At 55.2% G+C, this 3,497-nt stretch carries 1 rRNA gene; it reads left to right on the forward strand.

The features are described 5' to 3' along the window. The first annotated feature begins 320 nt into the window (after positions 1-320). Positions 321-3,454: ribosomal RNA gene (locus AC1D1G_RS43195) — 23S ribosomal RNA — on the forward strand. The last annotated feature ends 43 nt before the right edge of the window (positions 3,455-3,497 follow it).

The raw sequence follows: 3,497 nt of genomic DNA on the forward strand, positions 1-3,497 counted from the left end.
GTTTAGTCCTCATCAGTAGGGCTGCGGACGTTTAGTCCTCATCAGTAGGGCTGCGGACGCTCATGGGTGGAACACTGACAAACTTTCCCGCGTCACGGTTGATCTGATGATCGGCCGGCGGGTGATATATCGATGCACTGTTGGGTCCTGAGGGAACACGCGAGTGTTTTTTCTACAGGAAGTGACGACAAGCAAGCACTGCAGGTCAAACCGCAGGCGTGGTGGAGGGTTTCGGCTCTTCTTCGTGTCTGGTCTGGTGTCTGTGTGGGTGGTTGGTTGTGTGTTGTTTGAGAACTGCACAGTGGACGCGAGCATCTTTGTTGTAAGTAATGAAGAGCGTACGGTGGATGCCTTGGCACCAGGAGCCGATGAAGGACGTAGGAGGCTGCGATAAGCCTCGGGGAGCTGTCAACCGAGCTGAGATCCGAGGATGTCCGAATGGGGAAACCCAGCACGAGTGATGTCGTGTTACCCGCACCTGAATATATAGGGTGTGTGGAGGGAACGTGGGGAAGTGAAACATCTCAGTACCCACAGGAAGAGAAAACAATAGTGATTCCGTGAGTAGTGGCGAGCGAAAGCGGAAGAGGCTAAACCATGGATGTGTGATAGCCGGCAGGTGTTGCATTCGTGGGGTTGTGGGGTTCATCTTGTCAATGCTGCCGTGTTGGCCGACAGTAAGAAATCATTGTGTTAGTGGAAGTGGTCTGGAACGGCCTGTCGTAGAGGGTGAGAGTCCCGTACACGAAAACATGATGACTGTCGTGATGGAAACCCAAGTAGCACCGGGCCCGTGAAATCTGGTGTGAATCTGTCGGGACCACCCGATAAGCCTGAATACTCCCTGGTGACCGATAGCGGACTAGTACCGTGAGGGAAAGGTGAAAAGTACCCCGGGAGGGGAGTGAAATAGTACCTGAAACCGTGCGCTTACAATCCGTCAAAGCCTTTGCACACTTCGGTGTGGGGGGTGATGGCGTGCCTTTTGAAGAATGAGCCTGCGAGTTAGTGGCATGTCGCGAGGTTAACCCGTGTGGGGTAGCCGTAGCGAAAGCGAGTCCGAATAGGGCGTTTTTAGTGGCATGTTCTAGACCCGAAGCGGAGTGATCTACCCATGGCCAGGTTGAAGCGACGGTAAGACGTCGTGGAGGACCGAACCCACTTAGGTTGAAAACTGAGGGGATGAGCTGTGGGTAGGGGTGAAAGGCCAATCAAACTCCGTGATAGCTGGTTCTCCCCGAAATGCATTTAGGTGCAGCGTCGCGTGTTTCTCACCGGAGGTAGAGCTACTGGATGGTCTAGGGGGCCCACAAGCTTACCGAAATCAGCCAAACTCCGAATGCCGGTGAGTGAGAGCGCGGCAGTGAGACTGCGGGCGATAAGGTTCGTAGTCGAGAGGGAAACAGCCCAGATCGCCAGCTAAGGTCCCTAAGCGTGTACTAAGTGGAAAAGGATGTGGGGTCGCGAAGACAACCAGGAGGTTGGCTTAGAAGCAGCCACCCTTGAAAGAGTGCGTAATAGCTCACTGGTCAAGTGATCCTGCGCCGACAATGTAGCGGGGCTCAAGTACACCACCGAAGCTGCGGCATTCACACAATGCACCCCCTTGATTCTGCGGAGTCTTGGGCAGTGGTGTGGATGGGTAGGGGAGCGTCGTGTGGCCATGGAAGCGGCGGGGTGACCCAGCCGTGGAGGCCACACGAGTGAGAATGCAGGCATGAGTAGCGAAAGACGAGTGAGAAACTCGTCCGCCGAATGACCAAGGGTTCCTGGGCCAGGTTAATCCGCCCAGGGTGAGTCGGGACCTAAGACGAGGCCGACAGGCGTAGCCGATGGACAACGGGTTGATATTCCCGTACCCGTGTGAACGCGCCCCTGGTGAATCAGTGATACTAACCATCCTGAAGCGTCCTTACGCCCCTTCGGGGGCCCTGGATGTGGATGCATGGGACCTGATCTGGTAGTAGCCAAGCGATGGGGTGACGCAGGAAGGTAGCTGAGCCAGTCAGTGGTAATACTGGTGTAAGCCTGTAGGGCGAATGGTAGGCAAATCCGCCATTCATTAAGCCTGAGAGGTGACGCATAGCCGAATGAGGCGAATTCAGTGATCCTATGCTGCCGAGAAAAGCCTCTAGCGAGCTTTCACACGGCCCGTACCCCAAACCGACACAGGTGGTCAGGTAGAGAATACTAAGGCGATCGAGATAACTATGGTTAAGGAACTCGGCAAAATGCCCCCGTAACTTCGGGAGAAGGGGGGCCTCGTCCGGTGATCACTCTTGCAGTGTGAGCTGGGTGGGGCCGCAGAGACCAGTGAGAAGCGACTGTTTACTAAAAACACAGGTCCGTGCGAAGTCGTAAGACGATGTATACGGACTGACGCCTGCCCGGTGCTGGAAGGTTAAGAGGACCGGTTAGCTCTTCGGAGCGAAGCTGAGAATTTAAGCCCCAGTAAACGGCGGTGGTAACTATAACCATCCTAAGGTAGCGAAATTCCTTGTCGGGTAAGTTCCGACCTGCACGAATGGCGTAACGACTTCTCAGCTGTCTCAACCATAGACTCGGCGAAATTGCATTACGAGTAAAGATGCTCGTTACGCGCGGCAGGACGAAAAGACCCCGGGACCTTCACTACAGCTTGGTATTGGTGTTCGGTTCGGTTTGTGTAGGATAGGTGGGAGACTGTGAAGCGCTCACGCCAGTGAGTGTGGAGTCGTTGTTGAAATACCACTCTGATCGTATTGGACCTCTAACCTCGGACCATGATCTGGTTCAGGGACAGTGCCTGGTGGGTAGTTTAACTGGGGCGGTTGCCTCCCAAAATGTAACGGAGGCGCCCAAAGGTTCCCTCAGCCTGGTTGGCAATCAGGTGTCGAGTGCAAGTGCACAAGGGAGCTTGACTGTGAGACTGACAGGTCGAGCAGGGACGAAAGTCGGGACTAGTGATCCGGCACCGGCAAGTGGAAGCGGTGTCGCTCAACGGATAAAAGGTACCCCGGGGATAACAGGCTGATCTTCCCCAAGAGTCCATATCGACGGGATGGTTTGGCACCTCGATGTCGGCTCGTCGCATCCTGGGGCTGGAGTAGGTCCCAAGGGTTGGGCTGTTCGCCCATTAAAGCGGCACGCGAGCTGGGTTTAGAACGTCGTGAGACAGTTCGGTCTCTATCCGCCGCGCGCGTTAGAAACTTGAGGAAGGCTGTCCCTAGTACGAGAGGACCGGGACGGACGAACCTCTGGTGTGCCAGTTGTTCCACCAGGAGCACCGCTGGTTAGCTACGTTCGGAAGGGATAACCGCTGAAAGCATCTAAGCGGGAAGCCTGTTCCAAGATGAGGTTTCTCACCCCCTCGAGGGGGTAAGGCCCCCGGCAGACCACCGGGTTGATAGGCCAGAACTGGAAGTCCGGTAACGGATGCAGGTGACTGGTACTAATAGGCCGAGGACTTACCACAAAGAAGCTACGCGTCCACTGTGCAGTATCTGAAACAACACACA

This window comes from Rhodococcus sp. P3_B8 (assembly GCF_056402775.1).